Here is a 22,350-nt window from a genome sequence, read left to right on the forward strand (position 1 = left end):
TTTACGCCGCGTTGCGCTTGGCGGCGCTGTCGGCAAGATGTCGTCCGGCAATGTAGCCGAAGGTCAGCGCCGGCCCAAGCGTGATGCCGGCGCCCGGATAATTGCCGCCCATGATGCTGGCCATGTCGTTGCCGGCGGCATAGAGCCCTGGAATGACGCGGCCCTCGGCGTCGAGTGCCCGCGCGTTCTCGTCGGTGACGATGCCGGCATAGGTGCCGAGGTCGCCGATCACCATCTTGATGGCATAGAATGGCCCGTTCTCGATCGGCGCGACGCAGGGATTGGGGCCGTGCATGGCGTCGCCCTGGTAGCGGTTATAGGCCTTCGAGCCCTTGCCGAAGGCGGCATCGTGGCCAAGCGACGCGGTCGCATTGAACTGGCTGACAGTCTCGGTAAACGCCTTCGCATCGATGCCGGCCTTTGCCGCCAACGCCTCCAGCGTGTCGCCGCGAATGAGATAGCCGTTATGGAGGTGATGACCCAGCGGCATCGGGAAGGGCGGCACGCAGCCGAGGCCGTATTTGCGCAGCGTCTTGTGATCGCACACGAGATAAGCCGCGATCTCCTCGCCGGGCTTGGCCGCCTTTACCATGGCCTGGACGAAGTCGTGATAGGAATTGCCCTCATTGGCAAAGCGCCGGCCATCGCGCATCACCGCGATCACGCCGGGCTTGGCGCGGTCGATGAAGTGCGGCATCACGCCCTTCGATCCGTCCTTGCGTGTTGTCAGCGACACCGGCACCCAGGCCGCTGCGTTCGGCAGGCGATCCTCGACATGCCCGCCGGCGGATTCCGCGAGACGCAGACCGTCGCCGGTGTTGCCGGTGGGGCCCGGCGAGAAATGCTCGCTGCCGGTCGGCGCGTGCGGAAACATTTTTCTGCGCCGTTCGACGTCATGCGGGAAGCCGCCGCAGGCGAGCACGACGCCCTGCCTTGCGCGGACGCGCACCTCGCGTCCCTCGCGCACAACGATCGCGCCTGTCACGGTGCCGTTCTCGACCGTCAACTCGCGCACCGGCGCGGACAGCCACATTGGAATCTTCAGGTCGAGCGCGGATTTGGCGAGGCGCCCGGCCAGCGCATTGCCGTTGGTGAGCGTCATGCCGCGGCCATAGCGCAGCACGTCCATCAGGTGCCGCGACAGGCGCTTTGCGACATATAAGGCAGAAGTCAGCGACTTCGTCACCCGCATGAAGTGGATGATCTCCTTGCCGGAGCCAAGCATCATGCCGAACACGGTGAGCTCGGGCAGCGGCATGCCGAGCGACTTGATGAGGTCGCCGAGCTCGCGGCCGTCGAACGGACGTGTCACCATGGAGCGGCCGGCTTGCGCACCGCCGGGTGCCTCGGCATGATAGTCAGGAAACACCAGCGGCATGTCGAAGCGCAGCGCCGTCTTGGTGGTGAAGAAATCGACCGCCTCGGGGCCGGCGCTGAGGAATGCATCGACGCGCGCGGCATCGAAGTTGTTGCCGGCCTCGTGCCGCAAGTAAGTGCGGGCCTGCTCCGGCGTCTCTTCGATGCCGTACGCCTTCGCCAGCGAGGTGCCGGGAATCCAGAGCCAGCCGCCGGAGCGGGCGGTGGTGCCGCCGAAGCGCGGCTCCTTCTCGACGATCAAGACGTCGAGGCCGCGATGGCGCGCGGTGATCGCGGCCGACATGCCGGAGCAACCCGATCCGGCCACGAGCACATCGCACTCGTAAGTCTCAATTGCGCTATGCTGGTTGCCGGTCATCTGGGCCTCACTTCTTCAGGAGCGGACATTTGGACTCGGAGACCGGGCGGAAGGCGTCTTCGCCCTTTACGGTCTTGACGATGTCCAGATAATCCCACGGCTCCTTCGACTGCTCGGGTGTTTTCACTTTGGCCAAATACATGTCGCGGATGACGCGGCCGTCCTCGCGCAGCTTGCCGCCATGGACGAATGTATCCTCGATCGGCAGCTCGCGCATCTTGGCCATCACCTTGGCGGAATCGTCAGTGCCGGCGGCCTTGATGGCCTTGAGATAATGCAGCACCGAACCGTAGACGCCGGTCTGGATCATGGTCGGCATCACCTTGGTGCGCTCATAGAACTTCTTGGACCAGGCGCGGGTGGCCGGGTCCATGGCCCAGTATGAGGCCGTGGTCATGTAGGTGCCCTGCGCGGCCTTCAGCCCGATCGCATGAACGTCGGTGTCGAACATCAGGAGACCAACCAGCTTCTGGCCGCCCTGGACAAGGCCGAACTCGCCGGACTGCTTGATCGCGTTGTCGGTGTCCTGGCCGGCATTGGCGAAGGCGACGACGTCGGATTTCGAGCTTTGCGCCTGCAGCGCGAAGGAGGAAAAGTCCGCTGTGTTGGTCGGGTGCTTGACGCCGCCAAGCACCTTGCCGCCCAGCTCGTTGACGAAGCGCGTGGCGTCCTTCTCGAGCTGTTGGCCGAAGGCATAGTCGGCGGTGATGAAGTACCAGGACTTGCCGCCCTCCTTGATCACGGCGGAGGCGGTCACCTTCGACAGCGCGTAGGTGTCGTAGGTGAAGTGCACGGTGTTTGGGCTGCACAGCTCGTCGGTCAGCGAGCTCGCACCGGGGCCGGAGAGCAGCGCGATCTTGTTGCGCTCGCGCACCATGTTGTGGACGGCGATCGCGATGCCGGAATTGGGGATGTCGACGACGGCGTCGACCTTGCCGTTGTCGAACCAGCCGCGGACGATCTGCACGCCGACATCGGTCTTCATCTGGTGATCGGCGCTGATGATCTCGATCGGCTTGCCGAGCACGGTCGGTCCGAACTCCTCCACCGCCATCTTCGCGGCCTCGACCGAGCCCGGCCCGCTGTTGTCGCGGCCCCAGCTCGAGAGATCCGTCAGCACGCCGATCCGCACGGCGTCGTCGGACACTTGTGCGGTGGCGGCTGTGGTCGTCGCTGCCGAAGTCATGGCCGCGAGCATAGCGCAGGCCAGAAGCCCTCTCATCGTTGTTCCCTCTCTTTTATTGGCCGCTTGGCGCGGCTGGCACTTTCGGCATCGAATTAGATAAATGTGAATTAGTTTGTCAATGGCGAATTGAAGCGCGGGCGGGGGCGGTTTGGCTGGAGACGCGCGGTGCGCGCACCTGCTTCCACGCCGTCATTGCTTCGTCGCAAGGACTCCTCGCACCGGCGGTGGAGGCGGCCTCAAAAAAATTTTGCGCCGGCCCCTTGAAAGCCGTTCCTCATCTTCTAAGTCGTTTTTCGCCGCGAGAGCGGTGTGCCGGATGCTAAAACCGGGTCCGGCACGGGCGCCGGGCTGGGTTTCCCCGCCTTGCGCTCCTTCGTATCCATCTTGCTCTTTGGAGGACTTGGTTATGAGGACCAGTTTTGACTTCGCGCCCCTGTGGCGTTCCACTATCGGCTTCGACCACCTGGCCGACCTCGTCGACACCACGCTGCGCCAGGCGACCGAGGATAATTATCCCCCCTACAATATCGAGCGTTCCGGCGAAGACCATTACCGGATCAGCCTCGCCGTGGCGGGGTTCGGCGCCAACGACATCACGGTGACGGCCGAACAGAACGCGCTCACCATCGAGGGCAGGAAGCCCGAGACCGCTACGCGCGAATACCTGTACCAAGGCATCGCCGCGCGTCCGTTCCGGCGCGTGTTCAACCTTGCCGACTATGTCCAGGTGAAGCAGGCCTCGTTCCAGGACGGGCTCCTGATCATCGACCTCGTCCGCGAGGTTCCGGAAGCCATGAAGCCGCGCCGGATTCCCATCGCGGGCGTCGCTCCTGCGGCATCGCAGATCGAGCAGAAGAAAGCAGCCTGAGCGCTCGATCGAGCTAGTGGCGGAACGCGGCGCACCGATGTGCGTCCGCGCTCCGCGATGCATGGAGGAGAGAACTATGGGCTTTCGTGATCTAATTCCCTGGTCAGGGAAACAGGAACTCGCGCCTGCGCGCGAAAACTTCGATCCCTTCCTGACGCTTCATCGCGAGATGAACCGTCTGTTCGACGACGTCTTCCGAGGCTTCGGCGGGACCGGCCTGTCGCCGCTGATGGAGGGCCGTTTCGGCTGGCCGAAGGTCGAACTCAGCGAGACCGACAAGACGTTGACCGTCTCGGCCGAGCTTCCCGGCCTGACGGAAAAGGACGTTCAGGTCGAAATCGCCAACGGCGTCCTGACCCTCCGCGGTGAGAAGAAAGCCGAGCGCGATGGCGACGGCAGGTACTTCACCGAGCGGTTCTATGGCGCATTCGAGCGGCAGATCCCGCTGGAGGGCGTCGAGGAAGATAAGGCGGAGGCATCGTTCAGGAATGGCGTCCTGACCGTGTCGCTGCCGAAGTCGGAAAAGGCACGCGAAGGCGTCAAGCGCATCGCGATCAACACGCACTGACACTATGCGGGACGGCGGCGGTCGGCGCGGCCGTCCATCGTCAACGCACCGGTCCCTTGAAAGGAGCATGAGGGAGGCACGACCGATGACCAACGTGAACACCAATGCTGGCACTCTCAACCCGCTGTTTCATCCTGCTGCCCACTACGATTCGCCATCCGATGTCTTGAATGCGGAGGAGCTCACCGCGCCGGAGAAGCGGATCATCCTGTCGTCCTGGGCATCCGACATGTACGCGGTCGAATCCTGTCCCGCGCTGCGCGAGATACCAGGCGTGAGCCACACCATCCGGCTTGACGATGTCTTGGCGGCACTGCGCAAGCTCGACGGCGACAACGACAATGACGACCCGCCACGCGGGGGCGGCGTCCCGATGCGGTTGCGGCGGCCCTGGGCCGCCGCGGAGAGGCGCGCCATATGATCCTCACCCACAGCGTCCTTGCGCTCGTGCTGTTCGGCCAGGCCTCGGCGGCCATCGCCGTTCCGTTTCTCGCCATGCACGGTCTCCTCGCCGCGCCGCGTGACTGAGATCGCAAAGTTCTTCATCCAGATCCCGGTTCAGCGGCAGGTGACCAAGATGAATGTTGTGCGGCTGCTCTTGCCGACGTTGCTGGTGCTGGCACTCACCGCCTTGCAGCCGGCCGCTGCTCAAATTCCAGACCTGAAGACGGGCGGCTCGGTGCCCACCCTGGCGCCATTGGTGCGCCAGGTGACGCCGGCCGTCGTCAACATCTCCGTGCATGGCCGCGTGCGGGAGGACAATCCGCTCTACCGCGACCCGCTCTTCCGTGAGTTCTTCGACGTTCCGCGCCAGATCGAGAAGCAGGTCAACGCGACCGGCTCCGGGGTCATCGTCGATGCCCAGCGCGGCTATGTCCTGACCAACAACCATGTGGTCGAAGGTACCGCCGCCGTTCAGATCACCACCAAGGACGGCCGGCAGTTCTCGGCCAAAGTCGTCGGTCGCGATCCGCCGACGGATGTCGCGGTGCTGCAGATCCAGAACCCGGCCGGGCTCAAGGCGCTTTCCTTCGGCGACAGCGACGCGCTCGAAGTAGGCGACTTCGTGCTTGCGATCGGCAACCCTTTCGGTCTCGGCCAGACCGTGACGTCCGGCCTCGTCAGCGCGCTCGGCCGGACCGGACTCGGCAAGCAGGGGTACGAGGACTTCATCCAGACCGACGCGGCGATCAATCCCGGCAATTCCGGCGGGGCGCTGGTCAGCCTGCGCGGCGAACTGGTCGGCATCAACTCGGCGATCATCTCGCCGGGCGGCGGCAATGTCGGGATCGGCTTTGCAATCCCCGTCAACATGGCGCGGAAGGTGATGGAACAGATCGTCGCCAAGGGCCGCGTCGAGCGCGGCCGGATCGGCGTGTCGCTGAAGGACGTTCATCCTGCGCTCAACAAGGGATTGAACCAGGGGGCCGTCATCGCGGAGATCGCGGCGGATTCGCCGGCCGAACAGGCAGGTCTCCGCAAGGGCGATATCATCACCCGGGCCGACGACCGCCCGATCCGCACCGCCGCCCAGCTTCGCAACACGATCGGCCTCGCGCGCGTCGGCGAGGAAGTGAAGCTCACTGTTTTGCGCAATGGCGCGCCGCTCGAGACCGTCGTGAGAGTAGCGCCCGCGCCCGAACCAAGCAGTGCCGCCGCCGGCGGCAATCGTCTCGTCCGCTAGCAGGGCCGCGGTGCGCGGTGCCGCTTCGATCCATGTTGCCGGTACGCCAAATATCGACTATCAGCCGGATCGGCGCGCATGACGCTGCCCAAGCAAAACAAAGGGAGCACCCGATGACCTCACCCACGCGACGTGATCTGCTCGCCACCGCTGCGGCGGCCACCGCCGTTTCGATGGCCGAGGTTGCGCCAGCCGCAGCGCAGGCCGGACCGAAGCCCATCTTTCCGGTGCCGATGGTGACGATCCCGATCGTCGGCGAGACCCAGGTGTTCCAGGTCCGCCGTATCTACTGCATCGGGCGCAATTATGCGGCACATGCGATCGAGCGTGGCTCCGATCCGAACCGCGAGCCGCCGTTCTTCTTCCAGAAGCCGACTGACGCGATCCAGAATGTCGCGATCGGCGAGGTCGCCGATCATCCCTATCCGTCGCTGACCAAGAACTACCATCACGAGGTGGAGCTGGTCGCCGCGCTGAAATCCGGCGGCACCAATATCCCGGCCGATAAAGCGCTCGACCACGTCTATGGCTACGCGCTCGGCCTCGACATGACCCGGCGCGACCTCCAGAACGGCATGGCCGCGGAGAAGAAGCCATGGGAGATCGGCAAGAGTTTTGACCACGCTGCCGTGCTCGGTCCGATTCACCCCGTGAGCAAGACCGGCCATTTCGAGAAGGGCGCGATCTCGCTCGCGATCAACGGCACCGTCAAGCAGAACTCGGATCTCAGCAAGATGATCTGGAGCGTGGCCGAGCAGATCGCGAAGCTGTCGGAAGCATTCGAGCTGAAAGCCGGCGATATCATCTATTCCGGCACGCCGGAGAATGTCGGTCCGGTGGTGAAGGGCGACGTGCTGTTGTGCAAGCTCGAGGGCTTGCCCGACCTGTCGATCAAGATCGTGTAGTCGCCTTCGCCTCTCCCGTGGCTGACGATCGCTTTCAGAGCGGTCCCTGGCGCCATCCTTCGAGACGCCCGCCTTCGGCGGGCTCCTCATCAGGATGAGGACTGAATGTGTAGCGGGAGCTTCAACGAGCGCTGCCGCTGAGCCTCAACCTGAGGAGACCGCAGAAAGCGGTCGTCTCGAAGGACGAGGCGTGCGGCGAGCGTTGCCCAAACTTATATGCGGCAATCCTCGCGGCGAGAGGGGAGGCCATCCTCCCCCTCACGGCCGGTTCCGCCGGCCGATTGCCTTCTGGTGGCCGGCAAGGGAACCTCCTGCGGCCATATTTGAGCAGGAGTGATTTCCCCATGAGGGAGGCGCTCCAATGACCAAAGCTCTGATCACTGCTGTCGCAATGCTGGCCTGCGTGCCCGTGAGCGCGGTTGCGCAGGAGCGCGCCGGGGATGCAGCGCTGGGCGCGGTTTCCGGCGCGGTCGTGCTGGGCCCCGTCGGCGCGGTCGCCGGAGCCTTGATCGGCTACACGGCCGGACCTTCGATCGCTCGTTCCTGGGGCATGAGAGGTTCGCAGTCGACAAGATATCGGCAGTCGCCGCGCCGCGCGGCCGTGACCCGCGTTTTACCGCGCACGCGCGAGGCAATGAATGCCAACGGCCAGATGAGAGCTACCGGCCATCCGGCCCCGCCGGTTCAAGCCGCGCCTCCCGTGCCGGCACAACCCGCGGCACCGCCCGTTCAGGGATTCGACTGAGACGGAGCTTTACTTCTCGCACGTAGTCGGTCGCTGGCGAGGCTTGCGCCTCGCTCTAAAGCGCGATGCGATTAGGATGAATCGCCATCGCGCTTTAGGTTGTTGTTTAAGCATGATCTCTTCGGAAAACCGCTGCGCACTTTTCCGGATCATGCTTTAGGGATGGCCGAGGATTTTCTTGGCGGCGCGAAGATGCGGCTTGTCAATCATCTGGCCGTCGAGCCGCAGCGTGCCGGAATTGGGATTGCTCGCGAACGCCGCGATCACCTTCTCCGCCCAGGTCCGTTCGGCTTCCGTCGGCTCGAACGCCGCATTGACGACATCGACATGCTTGGGATGGATCAGCGCCTTGGCGGAAAAGCCGTCGCGGCGCGCGGCGCGCGTCTCCTGCTCAAGGCCAGCGAGGTTGTCGATGTCGGTATAGACCGTATCGATCGGCGCGACCTCGGCCGCGGCCGCCGCCATCAGGCAGAGATCGCGCGCGAGGCGATAGGGGCTGTGGAACACGCCGCCGGACGCCTTTTCGGTCGCGCCGAGCGAGGCCGAGAGATCTTCCGCGCCCCACATCAGGCCGGCGAGGCGAGGAGAGCATCCCTTGTAGCTACCGAGGCCGAAGATCGAGCCGGCAGTCTCCGTCGCGACGCAGACGATGCGGATCGTGCCGACCGCGATGCCGGCCGCAGCTTCCAGCGCTTCGAGCCAGGTCGCGACTTGGCGTACGTCATCGCCGCCTTGCGATTTCGGCAGTACGATGCCGTCGGGCTTGCCGGGTATCACCGCGGCGAGATCGGCCAACGTCATGCCGGTATCGAGGGCGTTGACGCGGACATAGAGCTGATGCGGGCCGCGAGAGCCCTGCAGCATTTGAAGTGTCAGCCCGCGCGCCTCCGGCTTCTTCTCGGTGACGACGGAATCCTCGAGGTCGATGATCAGCGCGTCGGCCTTGCCTTCGCTCGCCTTCTCGAATTTGCGCGGGGAATCGCCCGGCACGAACAGCATCGAACGCATCAGACCGGCCTCTTGTGCATCATCGCCATGCGGCGGCATTTGCCGACAATCTCGTCGTTCTGGTTGAGGGCGTGGTGCTCGAACTCGACGATGCCGGCCTTGGGCCGCGATTTGGATTCCCGCACCGAGAGCACCTTTGTCGTGGCCCGCAAGGTGTCGCCATGGAAGACCGGCTTTGGAAAGATGACGTCAGTCATGCCGAGATTGGCAACGGTTGTCCCCATGGTCGTATCATAGACCGTCATGCCGATCATGATGCCGAGGGTGTAAAGGCTGTTGAAAATGCGCTGGCCGAACTCGGTCTTTTCGGCGAAATGGGCATCGATGTGCAGCGGCTGCGGATTGAGCGTCAGCAGGCTGAACATGGTATTGTCCATCTCCGTAACGGTCCGGGTCAGCGGATGCCTGAACTCCTGGCCGACCGAAAAGTCTTCGAAATAAAGCCCGGCCATCGCGGTTTCCTCCCTGCGAAATAACGGCGCGCTCTAAGCGTCGCGCCGCATGACCCTATGCATGGTAGACACACTCGATCGACAATTTCACGTATCTGTACCCGGTTTTTCAAGTTAAAGAACGCAAGCGAGGGAACGTCCGGCGCAGCAATCGGCCACGGCCTTCGCGTCGGGAATGCGAGGGGGAGGGAGGTTGCGCGGTCGCGGCTCCCGACGAGGAGATCACGAATATGGATTTCGCGCTCACCGATCAGCAGGAAACCATTCGCGACGCGATCGCCAAGATCTGCGAACGCTTTCCCGACGCCTACTGGCTGAAGAAGGACCACGAGGGCGGTTTCCCGCACGATTTCCACAAGGCACTGGCCGACGCCGGCTGGCTCGGCATCTGCGTGCCGGAAGCCTATGGCGGCTCGGGGCTTGGCATCACGGAAGCTGCGATCATGATGCGCACCATTGCGGAATCGGGTGCCGGCATGTCCGGTGCGTCCGCGGTGCACATCAACGTGTTCGGTCTCAACCCGGTCGTGGTGTTCGGCACCGAGGAGCAGCGCAAGCGCATGCTGCCGCCGATGGTCGAGGGCCGCGAGAAGGCGTGCTTCGCTGTCACTGAGCCCAACACGGGCCTCAACACCACGCAGCTGAAGACCCGCGCGGTCGCCAAGAACGACCGCTACATCGTCAACGGCCAGAAGGTGTGGATATCGACCGCGCAGGTCGCGCACAAGATCCTGCTGCTGGCGCGCACCACGCCGCTGGAAGAGGTGCGCTCGCCGACCCACGGCCTCAGCCTGTTCTACACCGATTTCGACCGCAACAAGATCAAGGTCCACGAGATCGAGAAGATGGGCCGCAAGATCGTGGATTCCAACGAGCTGTTCTTCGAGGACTTTGAAATTCCGATGCAGGACCGGATCGGCGAGGAAGGCAAAGGCTTCCAGTACATTCTCGAGGGCATGAACCCGGAGCGTATCCTGATCGCGGCGGAGGCGGTCGGCCTTGGCAAGCTCGCGCTGGCGCGAGCCACCGAATATGCCAAGACGCGGGTGGTGTTCAACCGTCCGATCGGCAAGAACCAGGGCATTCAGCATCCGCTCGCGGTGAACTGGGTCGAGCTCGAGGCGGCCTGGCTGATGGTGATGTCGGCGGCCTGGCAATACGACAAGGGCATGCCGTGCGGTGCCGCAGCCAATGCCGCGAAATATCTCGCGGGCGAAGCGGGCTTTTCGGCTTGCGAGCAGGCCGTGATGACCCATGGTGGCTTCGGCTACGCCAAGGAATTCCACGTCGAGAGATATCTGCGCGAGGTGCTGATCCCGCGCATTGCGCCGGTCAGCCCGCAGCTCGCGCTCAGCTTCATCGCCGAAAAGGTGCTTGGGCTGGCAAAGTCCTACTGAGCGACCCTTCGGGCGCAGCCGGACAGGCTCGGCTATTCCGCGGCGATCCGCTCCATCGCCATGGCGCGAAGCCGGGCACGCTGGATCTTCACGCCGTTGGCGCTGTCGGTAACAGGGAAGGCATCCACGACATAGATTCGCGCCGGTACCTTGTAGCCGGCGAGCCGGTCGCGCAGGTGCGCGATCAGCGTCTCCGGTATCGGCGGCTCGTTTGCGGGGATCACGAACGCGGCGCAGCGTGCCTGACCCTTCAGATCGACCGCGACCACCTGGGCGTCGGTCACGCCGCGGCAAGATTTTAGCTCGTCCTCGATTTCGCCGGGCGCGACAAGGAAACCGCCGAGCCGCATGGCGTCGCCCGCGCGGGTCTCGTAGACGAAAGAACCGTCGCCGCGCAGCCGGCCGATATCGCCGGTGCGGAAGAACCCGTCGGCCGTGATTGCATCGTGCGTCGCATCCTGGTTGTTGAAATAGCCGAGGAAGCGCGACGGCGCGCTGATCTCGATCTCGCCGGAGACGCCGAACGGCGCAAGCTCGCCGGTTTCGGCGTCGCGCACGCGCACTCTTGCGTCAGGTGACATCGGCCAGCCGCCGCCCTCGATGCGATCGGCGAAGGCATCGCCGGGGCGGGCGATCGAGAACAGGGCCTGGACCTCGCTCGAACCGTAGAGGCCGAACAACGGCAGGCCGCGCGCCTCGGCCTCCGCGGCAAGTTCGCGCCAGCCGGGCTGGAACGCGGCGAAGCCGCAGACTTCCAGATGCAGGAACGGGCGTCGCGCATCGGTGATGGCGAGGATGCGGCGGAACATCTCGTCGGAGCCGAAGGTGTGCGTGATCCCCTGCTCGCTCAGGATTGTCAGCGCGGGCGCCGCCTCGAAGGCGTCGAGCACGTGGACGGTCGCGCCCGCCGCGACGAAGCCGAGCAGGCTGGTCATGCCAAAGGTGCCGCAGAACGGCAGCATGGCCAGCAGCGAGTGGCGCTGCGGATCAAGCTGGAGCGCTGCGGCGACGCAAGCGGCGTGCGTGGCCAGCGTGCGCTGCGAGTGCGCGACGAGCTTCGGCCCCTTGGTGGTGCCTGATGTCGTGTAGAGCAGGACCGGCAGGTCGATGTCGTCCTGAGCCGGGGGCGCGGGGGGATAAGTCCTATCGAAGGCGTCGAAGCGCACGCAGGGCCAGTGCGCCGGGATCGCATCTGCGCCGATCACGGCGAGCTGTTGCAGCGCGGGTACTTCGTGCTTGGTAACGTCGGCGAGGATCGCGGCAAAATCGATCGAGCGGAATGCGGCTTCGACCACCATCAGCTTGGCGCCGGACAAGCGAAGCAGATGCGCGACGTCCCCGCTGCGGTAGCGCGTATTGACGGCGGCGACGACGGCGCCAAGGCGGGCGGCGGCGAACAGCAGCGCAATCCATTCGATCCGGTTGACCAGCCAGACCGCGACCACGTCGCCCTTGCCGATGCCTTGCGCCGCGAGCCAGGCCGCGGTCTGCTCGATCCTCCGGGAGAACTCAGCGCGCGAGACCGGCATGTCTGCGAACACGAAGGCCGGATGGGGCGTGGCCTCTGTCCGGATCAACGATTGCAGCGAAAATGCATTGGCACTCATGGCGACCGGAGTAACCTGATCGCGCAAACCTGTCTACTTGGTGCCGAACATCCGGTCGCCGGCGTCGCCGAGGCCCGGCACGATGTAGCCGTGGTCGTTGAGCCGCTCGTCGATCGCGGCGGTCCAGATCGGCACATCAGGATGTTCGCTCTGGAACTGCGCAATGCCCTCGGGCGCGGCCAAAAGGCAGACGAAGCGGATATCGCGGGCGCCTCGGGCCTTGAGCAGGGAGGCGCCGGCGCAGGCCGAGTTGCCGGTCGCCAGCATCGGGTCCATCAGGATCACGGTGCGATCGGACAGGTCCTGCGGTGCCTTGAAGTAATATTCCACGGCCTGCAACGTCTCGGGGTCGCGGTAGAGCCCGATATGGGCGATGCGCGCCGAGGGCATCAGCGCCAGCATGCCGTCGAGGAAACCGACGCCTGCGCGCAGGATCGGCGCCAGCGTGAGCTTCTTGCCGGCGATCTTCGGCGCCTGCATCGCCGCGATCGGGGTCTCGATTCCGACGAGCTCCAGCGGCAGGTCGCGCGTCACCTCGTAGCCGAGCAGCATCCCGATCTCGTTCAGGATCTCGCGAAAGCTCTTGGTCGAGCGGTCCTTCTCCCGCATCAGGGAGAGCTTGTGCTGGACCAGGGGGTGGGCGACGACGTTGACGTTGCTGCTGCTCATGAAACCGCTCTACACGGTTCCCTGGAATTGCGCCAGATCGGCCGGGTGGTTTCCGCGGGGACAGGTGACGTCACCCGGGCATTGCCACCGCGCTGCGGGTCCGGTGCTCGCCGCATAGGCAGGCAGCCACGGTCAATTCACGGTCGATCGCCCTACGCATCGCGTCCATCGCGGGCTGACGCAGGCGCTTCTGCGCGGTCGCATGTGACGGCTTGTGGACGGAGCGTAGCGCGGCGACGGTCTCCACAAGGGCGCCCTTGGTGGCTGTTCCACGCCATATGTCAGCGTCGGCATTTCTGGAATCCTTATGTCAGGCCGTTCTAGCGGAAATTGTCGCAAGCAAGCGGCTCGTAAGGCAGGTCCAGCATGGGGTGGGCCGAAGGAACGCTCGGCCGCGTCGCGTCCGCAGCTAATTCCCGGACCTCAACGAAGGCGGACAGCAGAGCCAGCACGAGGTCGGCGTGGCGCGCCTCGACCGTGGCGTCGAGCCAGTCCGGCAACTCGCGCTCGCGCGACAGCGCACAATGCCACTCGCCCTCGTCATAGGCGATGCGGCGCACCTGCCACATCGGCAGTTCGAGCGCCATCAGCGCCAGCGCCGCATCGGTCCAGGCTTCAGCGTCGATCAGGCGGATGACACGCGCCGTACGTTCGCTTTGGCCGAGCGAACGAAGGCACCGGCAGGCGTTGTCTATGATGTCTGACGTCAACGGACGCGTCATCGCCGGTGCCGCGCGAAGCTGCCGGCCGAGGGAAGGTGGATCAAGGCGTCGGAGAGCGGCGGTCATGTCAGGCATCCTGGAGAGGGCGTCGGTCCGTCGGCCGGCAGCGCCAGGATGGGCCTCGATGGCATTTGAAAACGAGATGGGGGTCGGGCGAGAGATATAGGGATTTCATAAGTGGAGGGTGAGGAGAGGGTGGGGGCTATTCAGGGCGAGCACCACGCGCCTTTATGAGATTCCTATAACGTCGCCATAGGCCCCATCTCGAAAACCTATGCCAGCGCTGGCATTTCAGCACGGTCAAGAGTCCCTGCTGTCGTCCGTGGACATGCGTTCCGTGTCGTTCGCGAGCCGCGGGGTCACCAGAGAATGTTGCGCCGGACGTTGGCGACGCAACGAGGAGCAATCCGATGATGGACATTCTGATGCTGGCGCTGGGTTTCGGCTTCTTTGCGCTCGTGATCGGCTACACCTACGCCTGCGAGCGGCTTTGAGGACGCGGACCATGATCTTCGATTATGCGCTCGCCGGCGCCGTCTCGTTCGGCCTGCTGGCCTATCTCACCTACGCGTTGCTGCGGCCCGAGCGGTTCTGACCCGTGCTGCTGCTTTTCGAATTGCTGCTCGCGGACGCCGTGCTCGTCGCCGGCCTGCTGACGGTGCTCCTGCCGCTCCTGCGCCGGACACCAAGCTTGAAGGGTTGATTTCCATGACCATGGTCGGTTGGCTCCAGATCATTCTGTTCTGCGTCATCATCGTCGCACTCACAAAACCGCTCGGCTGGTATATGACGCGGGTGTTTGGTGGCGAGCGCACGATCCTGTCGTCCGCGCTGCGGCCGATAGAGGCCGGCATCTACTGGATTTCCGGCGTCGACGAGAAGCGCGAGCAGCATTGGCTGACTTACACGGTCGCCATGCTGCTGTTCCATGTCGGCGGATTCCTCGTCATCTACGGCGTGATGCGGCTCCAGGCCATGCTGCCGTTCAATCCGGCGGGGCAGCCCGCGGTGGCCGAGGATCTCTCCTTCAACACCGCGGTCTCCTTCATCACCAACACCAACTGGCAGAACTACGGCGGCGAAAGCACACTGTCCTACCTGACCCAGATGGTCGGCCTGACGCATCAGAACTTCCTGTCGGCGGCAACTGGCATCGCGCTGGCGGTGGCCCTGATCCGCGGCTTCTCGCGCGCCTCGACGCGCACCGTGGGCAATTTCTGGGTCGACGTCACCCGCTGCACGCTCTACGTCCTGCTACCGATCTGCATCGTCTATACGCTGTTCCTGGTCTGGCAGGGCATGCCGCAGACGCTTGGCGACTATGTCGAGGCAACCACGCTCGAAGGCGCCAAGCAGACCATCGCGGTCGGCCCCGTCGCTTCCCAGGTGGCAATCAAGATGCTCGGCACCAATGGCGGCGGCTTCTTCAACGCCAACGCCGCGCATCCCTTCGAGAACCCGACAGCGCTGTCGAACTTCGTGCAAATGCTCTCTATTTTCGCGCTTGGCGCCGCGCTCACTAACGTATTCGGTCGCATGGTCGGCAATCAGCGCCAGGGCTGGGCAATCTTGTCCGTGATGGGCGTGCTGTTCATCGCCGGCGTCGCTATCACCTATTGGGCGGAGGCGAATGGCACCTCGATGCTTCAGGCGTTGGGCCTGACCGGCGGCAACATGGAGGGCAAGGAGGTCCGCTTCGGTATCCTCGCATCCTCGCTGTTTGCCGTCGTCACCACCGCAGCTTCCTGCGGCGCCGTCAACGCCATGCATGACAGCTTCACCGCACTCGGCGGCATGATCCCGCTGATCAACATCGAGCTCGGCGAGATCATCGTCGGCGGCGTTGGCGCCGGCATGTACGGCATGCTGCTGTTCGTCATCCTCGCGATTTTCGTTGCGGGCCTCATGGTCGGCCGCACGCCGGAATATGTCGGCAAGAAGATCGAGGCGCGCGAGGTCAAGATGGCGATGCTGGCGGTCCTGGTTCTGCCGCTGATGATCCTCGGCTGGACCGCCGTCGGCGTGGTCTATCCGGCGGCTGTGGCCTCGATGGCGAATGCCGGGCCGCACGGCTTCACCGAAGTGCTCTACGCCTTCACTTCGGCCGCGGGCAACAACGGCTCAGCCTTCGCAGGCCTCACCGGCAACACCTTCTTCTACAATCTCACGCTGGCCTGCGCGATGTTCGTCGGCCGGTTCTTCATGATCATCCCGGCGATGGCGATCGCGGGATCGCTCGCGGAGAAGAAATCGGTCCCGCCGTCCATGGGCACGTTCCCGACCACCGGGGGCCTTTTCGTCGGCCTCGTCGTCGGCGTCATCCTGATCATGGGCGGCCTCACCTTCTTCCCGGCGCTGGCGCTCGGTCCGATCGTCGAGCATCTGGCGATGAACGCCGGCAACCTGTTCTGATTGTCTGGAGTGACCTCGATGGATACGGCCAAACTGCAAAAGCGTGCTCCGATGTCGGCAATGATCCTTGTCCCTGCGATCCGCGCATCCTTCACCAAGCTCGATCCGCGACTGATGATCAAGAACCCCGTGATGTTCGTGGTCGAAATCGTTGCTGCGCTCACCACCCTGATCTTCCTGCGCGACCTCGTCACCGGCGGCGCCGGTCTCGACTTCACCTTCCAGATCCTTGTCTGGCTCTGGTTCACGGTGCTGTTCGCCAATTTCGCCGAGGCAGTGGCAGAGGGCCGCGGCAAGGCGCAGGCCGAGACGCTGCGCAAGACGCGCACCGAGAGCCAGGCCAAGCTCCTGACTGGCCCCGGCGCGGCCTTCAGGCTCGTGCCGGGCACGAGCCTGAAGGTCGGCGACATCGTGCTGGTCGAGGCGGGCGACACGATCCCCTCGGACGGCGAGGTCATCGAGGGCGTCGCCTCGGTCAACGAGGCTGCCATTACCGGCGAGTCCGCACCCGTCATTCGCGAATCCGGCGGCGACCGCTCGGCAGTGACAGGCGGTACGCAGGTGCTATCGGACTGGATCCGCGTTCGCATCACGGCAGCCCAGGGCTCGACCTTTATCGATCGCATGATCAAGCTGGTCGAGGGCGCCGAGCGGCAGAAGACGCCGAACGAGGTCGCGCTCAACATTCTGCTTGCCGGCCTCACCATCATCTTCGTGTTCGCCACGGTCACCATTCCCAGCTATGCGGCCTATGCCCGCGGCTCGATCTCGGTGGTCGTGCTGGTCGCGCTGTTCGTGACGCTGATCCCGACGACAATTGGTGCGCTGTTGTCCGCCATCGGCATCGCCGGCATGGACCGTCTGGTGCGTTTCAACGTGCTGGCGATGTCCGGCCGCGCCGTCGAGGCCGCCGGCGACGTCGACACGCTGCTGCTCGACAAAACCGGAACCATCACGCTTGGCAACCGGCAGGCGACAGCCTTCCGTCCCGTGCGCGGCGTCACCGAGCAGGAACTGGCGGATGCCGCCCAGCTCGCCTCGCTCGCCGACGAGACCCCGGAGGGCCGCTCGATCGTGGTGCTGGCCAAGGAGAAATACGGCATCCGCGGCCGCGACATGGCTGAGCTCGGAGCGACCTTCATCCCGTTCACGGCGCAGACCCGGATGAGCGGTGTTGATGCCGGGGGCTCGTCAGTGCGCAAAGGTGCGGTCGATGCCATGCTGAACTATATCGGCGGCGGCGCGCCACTGGCCGTTATCTCTGGCAACGCGGCTCGAGCCATTCAGCCCCCCGCCCTCTCTGACATCGGCCGCGAGATCCAGGCCATTGCCGACGAGATCGCCAAGTCCGGCGGCACACCGCTGGCTGTCGCCAAGGACGGCAAGCTGCTCGGGATCGTCCAGCTCAAGGACATCGTCAAAGGTGGCATTCGCGAGCGCTTCGCCGAGCTCCGCCGCATGGGCATCCGCACCATCATGATCACCGGCGACAATCCGATGACGGCGGCCGCGATCGCGGCGGAAGCCGGCGTCGACGATTTCCTGGCGCAGGCCACGCCCGAAGACAAGCTCAAGCTGATCCGCGACGAGCAGGCCAAGGGCAAGCTGGTTGCGATGTGCGGCGACGGCACCAACGACGCGCCGGCGCTGGCGCAGGCCGATGTCGGTGTCGCCATGAACACCGGCACCCAGGCCGCCCGCGAGGCCGGCAACATGGTCGACCTCGATTCCAACCCGACCAAGCTGATCGAGGTGGTCGAGATCGGCAAGCAGCTCTTGATGACGCGCGGCGCGCTGACGACGTTCTCGATCGCCAACGACGTCGCCAAGTATTTTGCCATCATCCCGGCGATGTTCCTGGCGTTCTATCCCCAGCTCGGGGTGCTCAACGTCATGAACCTGTCGAGCCCGCAGAGCGCCATCCTCTCGGCGATCATCTTCAACGCGCTCGTCATCGTCGCGCTGATTCCGCTCGCGCTGAAAGGCGTCGCCTACCGCGCCGTCGGTGCCGGCGCGCTGCTCCGGCGCAATCTCTTGGTCTACGGCCTCGGCGGCATCGTCATTCCCTTCATCGGTATCAAGGCGATCGATCTCGTCGTCGTTGCCTTGCACCTGGCTTGAAATGTCAATGCGAACGACAAGGCGATCCTGCCAGACCCTCATTTTGAGGAGTGCGCGGAACGCGCGTCTCGAAGGATGAAGGCCCGGCTGGTGGCCTCGCCCTTCGAGACGCCGCTCGGGCGCGGCTCCTCAGGTGAGGTTCTGGTTTCTTCGCTCGCAATGACGAAATAAAGGAGACCCAACATGCTCAGAGAAATCCGCCCCGCCATCGTCCTTTTGCTGGTGCTCACCGCCATCACGGGCCTGGCCTATCCGCTCGCGATGACGGCCATTGCCGGCGCGCTGTTTCCTGCGCAGGCACAAGGCAGTCTGATCAAGAAGGACGGCAAGGTCGTCGGCTCAGCCCTGATCGGGCAGGAGTTCAGGGACGATAAGTACTTCCACGGCCGCCTGTCGGCGACGCTGGCTCCGGACCCGAACGATTCGACCAAGACGGTTTCGGCACCCTACAACGCCGCCAACTCGGGCGGCGCCAATCTCGGCCCAACCAGCAAGGCGCTAGCCGACCGGCTGAAGGCGGACGTGGACAAGCTCAGGGCTGAGAATCCGAACCAGCCGGTCCCGGTCGATCTGCTGACGACCTCGGCCAGCGGCCTCGATCCCGATATTTCGCCCGAAGCGGCGCAATTCCAGGTGCCGCGGGTGGCGAAGGCGCGGAATCTGCCGGAGGATGCGGTCAAGCAGCTCGTTGCTGCCAACTCCGAAGGCCGCTTGGTCGGCTTGCTCGGCGAACCCCGGGTTAACGTATTGGCGCTGAATCTCGCGCTTGACCAAGCGGCGGCGAAGTAGCGGTCTAGGCTCGCAGCGCACAGATGATTATATTGCAAAGATGGTCCGAGAGCGCCGCGATCCCGAACAACGACCGTCCCCGGAGGCGCTGCTGGAGGCAGCGCGCCGGGAGGAGAGCGTCAGCGGCAAGCTGAAGATCTTCGTCGGCGCCGCGCCCGGCGTCGGCAAGACCTATGAGATGCTGCAGAGCGCCCACTCCAAGCGCAAAGCCGGGATCGATGTCGTGGTCGGCTTCGTCGAAACCCATGGCCGCGCCGAGACCGAAGCGTTGGTGCGAGGGCTCGAGATGGTCCCGCGCAAGCGGCTGGACTACCGCGGCCAGGTCGTCGAGGAGATGGACCTCGATGCCGTGATCGCGCGCCGGCCAAGGATTGCACTGGTCGACGAACTCGCCCACACCAATGCGGCCGGCAGCCGTCATCCCAAGCGCTATCTCGACGTGGAGGAGCTGCTCTCCCACGGCATCGATGTCTACACCGCCGTCAACATCCAGCACATCGAGAGCCTAAACGACGTCGTCGCCCAAATCACGCATGTCCGGGTCCGAGAGACGGTGCCCGATTCCGTGTTCGACCGCGCCGACGCGATCGAGCTGATCGACCTCACGCCGGACGATCTGATTCAGCGCCTGAGGGAGGGGAAAGTCTATGTGCCCAGGCAAGCCGAGCGGGCACTGGAGCACTATTTCTCGCCGGGCAATCTGACAGCCTTGCGCGAGCTTGCTTTGCGGCGCACCGCCGAGCGGGTCGACGAGCAGCTGCTCAACCACATGCAGGCGAATGCGATTTCCGGGCCCTGGGCCGCGGGCGAGCGCATCCTCGTCTGCATCAGCGAGGATCCGCGCGCGGCCGGCCTCGTGCGCTACACGAAGCGGCTGGCGGACCGGTTACATGCGCCGTTCACCGCGGTATCGATCGAGACGCGGCGATCCCTGCAATTGTCCGATGAGCAGCGCGATCGGCTGGCCGATACGCTGCGGCTCGCGGAATCGCTCGGCGGCGAGGCGCTGACCATTCCCGCCGTCGGCCGTCGCATCGCCGACGACCTCGTCAATTTCGCGCAAGGCAACAACGTCACCCAGATCGTGATCGGCAAGTCGAGCCGCTCGCGCTGGTTCGAGATGACGCGCGGCTCGGTCGTGCATGACCTGGTTCGCCTTGCGGGCAATATCAGCGTTCACGTCATCCCCGGCGACGAACTTCCGGCCGAGGATGCGCCCAGGACGGCGGTACCGACCGCGGCGCGATCCGAGCCGTTCAATCCGCTGCCTTACCTGAAGGCGCTGGGCATCGTCCTGATCGGCCTCGGCGCCGCCGTACTGCTCCAGCCGCGGTTCGGCATCGAGAATGTCGATCTCGTGCTGTTGACGGCGGTGGTTACGGTTGCGGCCCGCTACGGGCTGTTGCCGTCGTTGCTTGCGACTGTCGCGGCCTCGCTCTGTTATAATTTCTTTTTTCTGCCGCCGATCTACACCTTCACGATCACGGACCCGACCAACGTCGCCGCCTTCGTGCTGTTCACGGCGGTGGCGATGATCGTCTCCAATGTCGCGGCGCGCGTGCGCACGCAGGCTGACGCGGCTCTCGGCCGGATCAGAATGTCCGAGCAGCTCTACGCTTTCAGCCGCAAGCTGGCGGGCACCGCTACGCTCGACGACGTGTTGTGGGCGACGGCCTACCAGATCGCGTTGATGCTGAAGGTCCGCGTGGTGCTTCTGCTGCCGGAAGAAGGCCTGCTCACGGTGAAATCCGGCTACCCGCCTGAAGACGAGCTCGATCAGGCGGACCTCGCCGCGGCCAACTGGGCCTGGAGCAACGACCGCCCCGCCGGCCGTGGCTCGGATACCTTGCCGGGCGCAAAACGGCTATTCCTGCCGATGCGCACCGGGCGCCGCCCGATCGGCGTCATCGGCATCGACAACGACCGCGCCGGGCCACTGCTGACGCCGGACCAGCGCCGGCTGCTGGATGCGCTGGTGGACCAGGGCGCGCTGGCGATCGAGCGCGTGCTGCTGGTCGAGGATATGGACCGCGTCAAGCGCACGGTCGAATCCGAGCGCCTGCGCTCGGCGCTCCTCACCTCGATCTCGCACGATTTGAAGACGCCGCTTGCCTCGGTGCTGGGCGCGGCTTCGACCATGCGTGATCTCGCCGGTGCCTTGTCCGACACCGAGAAGCGCGACCTGCTCGCCACCGTGATCGACGAATCCGAACGGCTTAACCGCTTCATCGCCAACCTGCTCGACATGACCAAGATCGAATCCGGCGCCATCGTACCCAACGCAGCGCTGCACGATCTCGGCGAGATCGTGGGCAGCGCGCTGGCTCGCGCGGCCAAGATCCTGGCGGCCCACAAGGTCGAGCTGGTGCTGGCCGCCGATCTGCCGATGCTGCAGCTCGATGCCGTGCTGTTCGAGCAGGTGCTGTTCAACCTGCTCGACAACGCCGCAAAATATTCGCCGCCCGACACGACGGTGTCGATCCGCAGCCGCCGCGACAGCGATCGTGTCGTGCTTGAGATCGCGGACGAGGGGGTCGGCATCCCGCCCGACGAGCTCGAGAGCGTATTCGACAAATTCTATCGCGTGCAGAAGGGCGATCATGTCCGCCCTGGGACAGGCCTTGGCCTTGCCATCTCCCGGGGCTTCGTCGAGGCGATGCGCGGCACGATCTCGGCCGCCAACCGGAGCAACCGGAGCGGCGCTGTCCTCACCGTCCGTCTTCCCGTTCCGGCACAAGGCCGCGCATTGGATACCGCCGCATGAGCGCAGCGCGGATCAAGGTCCTGGTCATCGACGATGAGCCGCCGATCCGCAAATTGTTGCGGATGGGGCTGACGACGCAAGGCTATGAAATCCTGGAGGCGTCGAACGGCAAGATGGCGCTGGAGAAGCTTGTTGAGGAGCCGGCGCTGATCATTCTCGATCTCGGCCTGCCCGACGTTCAGGGACACGAGCTGCTGCGCACCATTCGCGCCCGCAACGAGAGCGTGCCGATCGTGGTGCTGTCGAGCCGCGGCGACGAAGCCGGCAAGGTACAGGCGCTCGATCTCGGCGCCGACGATTATCTGACCAAGCCGTTCGGCATGGACGAACTGCTGGCCCGCCTGCGCGCCGCGCTGCGGCACCAGCTTCAGGTACAGGGCGAACGCCCGGTGTTTCGCACCGGAGATCTCTCGGTCGATCTCGTTCGACGCATCGTCAAAGTCGGCGAGCGTGAGGTCAAGCTGTCGCCGAAGGAATATGACCTGCTGCGCGTGCTCGTGCAGCACGCCGGCAAGGTGCTGACCCACCGCTTCCTGCTGAGGGAGCTGTGGGACGAACTGACCGACGCGCAATATCTGCGCGTCTATGTCCGCCAGCTCCGCCAGAAGATCGAAGCCGATCCGGAACGGCCGCAATATGTACTGACTGAGACGGGGATCGGATACCGGTTGAAGGCGGGGGATTGATGGTATCGCTTGTGGCGCGATGCTGTCCCCGC

Annotated in this window: 19 protein-coding genes and 1 pseudogene; 13 read left to right on the forward strand and 7 right to left on the reverse strand. The window is 64.7% G+C overall.

Annotated features, from left to right (window positions below; translation table 11 throughout):
• Position 1: 1 nt before the first annotated feature.
• A complete protein-coding gene (locus IVB28_RS05220; protein WP_247524971.1) occupies positions 2–1,735 on the reverse strand; it encodes an FAD-dependent oxidoreductase in 1,734 nt (577 codons plus the stop codon).
• 7 nt (positions 1,736–1,742) lie between these two features.
• Entirely contained in the window at positions 1,743–2,957 is a 1,215-nt protein-coding gene (locus tag IVB28_RS05225; RefSeq protein ID WP_247524972.1) for an ABC transporter substrate-binding protein, read from the reverse strand.
• 370 nt (positions 2,958–3,327) lie between these two features.
• On the opposite strand from IVB28_RS05225, the gene IVB28_RS05230 reads away from it, so the two are divergent.
• The 6 genes from IVB28_RS05230 to IVB28_RS05255 all read left to right on the forward strand — a co-directional run bounded on the left by IVB28_RS05230 (position 3,328) and on the right by IVB28_RS05255 (position 7,691).
• Positions 3,328–3,789 carry an Hsp20 family protein gene (locus tag IVB28_RS05230; RefSeq protein WP_247524973.1) on the forward strand — a complete coding sequence of 154 codons (462 nt, stop codon included), beginning with the start codon at positions 3,328–3,330 and terminating at the stop codon, positions 3,787–3,789.
• Positions 3,790–3,865: 76 nt separating this feature from the next.
• The gene (locus IVB28_RS05235; protein WP_247524974.1) at positions 3,866–4,357 is read left to right on the forward strand and encodes an Hsp20/alpha crystallin family protein; all 492 of its coding nucleotides are present in this window, start codon (positions 3,866–3,868) and stop codon (positions 4,355–4,357) included.
• Between the two features lie 85 nt (positions 4,358–4,442).
• Positions 4,443–4,778 (forward strand): hypothetical protein, encoded by a 336-nt coding sequence (locus tag IVB28_RS05240; RefSeq protein ID WP_247524975.1) that lies wholly within the window; start codon positions 4,443–4,445, stop codon positions 4,776–4,778.
• Positions 4,779–4,934: 156 nt separating this feature from the next.
• On the forward strand, positions 4,935–6,041 hold the full coding sequence (locus tag IVB28_RS05245) for a Do family serine endopeptidase (protein WP_247525347.1): 1,107 nt from the start codon (positions 4,935–4,937) through the stop codon (positions 6,039–6,041).
• Positions 6,042–6,154: 113 nt separating this feature from the next.
• Positions 6,155–6,946, forward strand: a complete 792-nt coding sequence (locus tag IVB28_RS05250) for a fumarylacetoacetate hydrolase family protein (RefSeq protein ID WP_247524976.1) — start codon at positions 6,155–6,157, stop codon at positions 6,944–6,946.
• Between the two features lie 361 nt (positions 6,947–7,307).
• Complete coding sequence (locus tag IVB28_RS05255; RefSeq protein ID WP_247524977.1) at positions 7,308–7,691, forward strand: hypothetical protein; 384 nt, start codon at positions 7,308–7,310, stop codon at positions 7,689–7,691.
• A 156-nt stretch (positions 7,692–7,847) separates the two neighbouring features.
• On the opposite strand, the gene IVB28_RS05260 is transcribed toward IVB28_RS05255, so the two are convergent.
• On the reverse strand, positions 7,848–8,699 hold the full coding sequence (locus tag IVB28_RS05260; RefSeq protein WP_247524978.1) for a CoA ester lyase: 852 nt from the start codon (positions 8,697–8,699) through the stop codon (positions 7,848–7,850).
• Positions 8,699–9,160: pseudogene (locus IVB28_RS05265) on the reverse strand (MaoC family dehydratase); the annotation flags it as partial. The gene IVB28_RS05260 and the pseudogene IVB28_RS05265, both read right to left, overlap by 1 nt.
• A 221-nt stretch (positions 9,161–9,381) precedes the next feature.
• On the opposite strand from IVB28_RS05265, the gene IVB28_RS05270 reads away from it, so the two are divergent.
• Positions 9,382–10,548, forward strand: coding sequence for an acyl-CoA dehydrogenase family protein (locus tag IVB28_RS05270; RefSeq protein ID WP_247524980.1), 1,167 nt, complete (start codon positions 9,382–9,384; stop codon positions 10,546–10,548).
• A 32-nt stretch (positions 10,549–10,580) separates the two neighbouring features.
• Here the strand turns inward: IVB28_RS05270 and IVB28_RS05275 are convergent, their stop codons facing one another.
• The 3 genes from IVB28_RS05275 to IVB28_RS05285 all read right to left on the reverse strand — a co-directional run bounded on the left by IVB28_RS05275 (position 10,581) and on the right by IVB28_RS05285 (position 13,612).
• Positions 10,581–12,155: an AMP-binding protein gene (locus IVB28_RS05275; protein WP_247524981.1), complete on the reverse strand. Its 1,575-nt coding sequence runs from the start codon at positions 12,153–12,155 to the stop codon at positions 10,581–10,583.
• A gap of 33 nt (positions 12,156–12,188) precedes the next feature.
• Positions 12,189–12,824 (reverse strand): uracil phosphoribosyltransferase, encoded by a 636-nt coding sequence (gene upp / locus IVB28_RS05280; protein ID WP_247524982.1) that lies wholly within the window; start codon positions 12,822–12,824, stop codon positions 12,189–12,191.
• 320 nt (positions 12,825–13,144) lie between these two features.
• Positions 13,145–13,612: a hypothetical protein gene (locus IVB28_RS05285; protein WP_247524983.1), complete on the reverse strand. Its 468-nt coding sequence runs from the start codon at positions 13,610–13,612 to the stop codon at positions 13,145–13,147.
• 439 nt (positions 13,613–14,051) lie between these two features.
• Between IVB28_RS05285 and IVB28_RS05290 the strand changes: the two genes are divergently transcribed.
• The 6 genes from IVB28_RS05290 to IVB28_RS05315 all read left to right on the forward strand — a co-directional run bounded on the left by IVB28_RS05290 (position 14,052) and on the right by IVB28_RS05315 (position 22,318).
• A complete protein-coding gene (locus IVB28_RS05290; RefSeq protein ID WP_049823729.1) occupies positions 14,052–14,141 on the forward strand; it encodes a K(+)-transporting ATPase subunit F in 90 nt (29 codons plus the stop codon).
• A 113-nt stretch (positions 14,142–14,254) separates the two neighbouring features.
• On the forward strand, positions 14,255–15,958 hold the full coding sequence (kdpA, locus tag IVB28_RS05295; protein ID WP_247524984.1) for a potassium-transporting ATPase subunit KdpA: 1,704 nt from the start codon (positions 14,255–14,257) through the stop codon (positions 15,956–15,958).
• An 18-nt stretch (positions 15,959–15,976) separates the two neighbouring features.
• On the forward strand, positions 15,977–18,079 hold the full coding sequence (kdpB, locus tag IVB28_RS05300; RefSeq protein ID WP_247524985.1) for a potassium-transporting ATPase subunit KdpB: 2,103 nt from the start codon (positions 15,977–15,979) through the stop codon (positions 18,077–18,079).
• Between the two features lie 183 nt (positions 18,080–18,262).
• A complete protein-coding gene (locus IVB28_RS05305) occupies positions 18,263–18,868 on the forward strand; it encodes a K(+)-transporting ATPase subunit C (protein WP_247524986.1) in 606 nt (201 codons plus the stop codon).
• Between the two features lie 40 nt (positions 18,869–18,908).
• Positions 18,909–21,632: a sensor histidine kinase KdpD gene (locus IVB28_RS05310; RefSeq protein WP_247524987.1), complete on the forward strand. Its 2,724-nt coding sequence runs from the start codon at positions 18,909–18,911 to the stop codon at positions 21,630–21,632.
• Positions 21,629–22,318: a response regulator transcription factor gene (locus tag IVB28_RS05315; RefSeq protein WP_247524988.1), complete on the forward strand. Its 690-nt coding sequence runs from the start codon at positions 21,629–21,631 to the stop codon at positions 22,316–22,318. The genes IVB28_RS05310 and IVB28_RS05315 overlap by 4 nt, the downstream gene beginning before the upstream one ends.
• Positions 22,319–22,350: the final 32 nt, after the last annotated feature.

The sequence above is a fragment of the Bradyrhizobium sp. 199 genome (assembly GCF_023073355.1).
In the GTDB taxonomy this organism is placed as follows: domain Bacteria; phylum Pseudomonadota; class Alphaproteobacteria; order Rhizobiales; family Xanthobacteraceae; genus Bradyrhizobium.

Coding starts and splice junctions, on each gene's coding strand:
- upp (WP_247524982.1), bottom strand. CDS start 12,824: ATGAGCAGCAGCAACGTCAACGTCGTCGCCCACCCCCTGGTCCAGCAC.
- IVB28_RS05225 (WP_247524972.1), bottom strand. CDS start 2,957: ATGAGAGGGCTTCTGGCCTGCGCTATGCTCGCGGCCATGACTTCGGCA.
- IVB28_RS05305 (WP_247524986.1), top strand. CDS start 18,263: ATGCTCAGAGAAATCCGCCCCGCCATCGTCCTTTTGCTGGTGCTCACC.
- IVB28_RS05310 (WP_247524987.1), top strand. CDS start 18,909: ATGGTCCGAGAGCGCCGCGATCCCGAACAACGACCGTCCCCGGAGGCG.
- IVB28_RS05275 (WP_247524981.1), bottom strand. CDS start 12,155: ATGAGTGCCAATGCATTTTCGCTGCAATCGTTGATCCGGACAGAGGCC.
- IVB28_RS05230 (WP_247524973.1), top strand. CDS start 3,328: ATGAGGACCAGTTTTGACTTCGCGCCCCTGTGGCGTTCCACTATCGGC.
- IVB28_RS05250 (WP_247524976.1), top strand. CDS start 6,155: ATGACCTCACCCACGCGACGTGATCTGCTCGCCACCGCTGCGGCGGCC.
- IVB28_RS05285 (WP_247524983.1), bottom strand. CDS start 13,612: ATGACCGCCGCTCTCCGACGCCTTGATCCACCTTCCCTCGGCCGGCAG.
- IVB28_RS05235 (WP_247524974.1), top strand. CDS start 3,866: ATGGGCTTTCGTGATCTAATTCCCTGGTCAGGGAAACAGGAACTCGCG.
- kdpA (WP_247524984.1), top strand. CDS start 14,255: ATGACCATGGTCGGTTGGCTCCAGATCATTCTGTTCTGCGTCATCATC.
- IVB28_RS05245 (WP_247525347.1), top strand. CDS start 4,935: ATGAATGTTGTGCGGCTGCTCTTGCCGACGTTGCTGGTGCTGGCACTC.
- IVB28_RS05260 (WP_247524978.1), bottom strand. CDS start 8,699: ATGCGTTCGATGCTGTTCGTGCCGGGCGATTCCCCGCGCAAATTCGAG.
- kdpB (WP_247524985.1), top strand. CDS start 15,977: ATGGATACGGCCAAACTGCAAAAGCGTGCTCCGATGTCGGCAATGATC.
- IVB28_RS05240 (WP_247524975.1), top strand. CDS start 4,443: ATGACCAACGTGAACACCAATGCTGGCACTCTCAACCCGCTGTTTCAT.
- IVB28_RS05220 (WP_247524971.1), bottom strand. CDS start 1,735: ATGACCGGCAACCAGCATAGCGCAATTGAGACTTACGAGTGCGATGTG.
- IVB28_RS05255 (WP_247524977.1), top strand. CDS start 7,308: ATGACCAAAGCTCTGATCACTGCTGTCGCAATGCTGGCCTGCGTGCCC.
- IVB28_RS05290 (WP_049823729.1), top strand. CDS start 14,052: ATGATCTTCGATTATGCGCTCGCCGGCGCCGTCTCGTTCGGCCTGCTG.
- IVB28_RS05315 (WP_247524988.1), top strand. CDS start 21,629: ATGAGCGCAGCGCGGATCAAGGTCCTGGTCATCGACGATGAGCCGCCG.
- IVB28_RS05270 (WP_247524980.1), top strand. CDS start 9,382: ATGGATTTCGCGCTCACCGATCAGCAGGAAACCATTCGCGACGCGATC.